This window comes from Chromohalobacter sp. HP20-39 (assembly GCF_033052815.1).
In the GTDB taxonomy this organism is placed as follows: Bacteria; Pseudomonadota; Gammaproteobacteria; order Pseudomonadales; family Halomonadaceae; genus Chromohalobacter.
In genome coordinates this window covers 1-348 of sequence record NZ_JAWHTP010000318.1, presented here as the reverse complement: position 1 = coordinate 348, position 348 = coordinate 1, and the positions used below count along the sequence as shown (strand labels likewise).

The following is a 348-nucleotide window of genomic DNA, read 5'->3' as shown; positions in this document are numbered from 1 at the left end:
CCCCACCAGCGCCGGCGCCAAATTCCGCCAGGCGGTGGCTGAGTCCCAACCGCTGCAGGTGGTGGGCGCCATTACCGCCTACGCCGCCAAGATGGCTGAGCAAACCGGCTTCAAGGCCGTGTATCTGTCGGGCGGCGGCGTGGCCGCCAACTCACTCGGTATTCCGGACCTGGGCATCAGCACGATGGAAGACGTGCTGATCGACGCGCGCCGCATTACCGACGCCGTGCAGGTGCCGCTGATGGTCGACATCGACACCGGCTGGGGTGGCGCCTTCAACATCGCACGCACCGTTCGCTCGTTCATCAAGGCAGGTGTGGCGGCTGTGCACATGGAAGACCAGGTCGG

At 66.1% G+C, this 348-nt stretch carries 1 protein-coding gene; it reads left to right on the top strand.

Going from position 1 to position 348, the window contains the following annotated elements:
* Window positions 1-348 (top strand): isocitrate lyase/phosphoenolpyruvate mutase family protein (locus tag RVY79_RS18170; protein ID WP_317465931.1); only part of this gene is annotated, 348 nt, incomplete at both ends.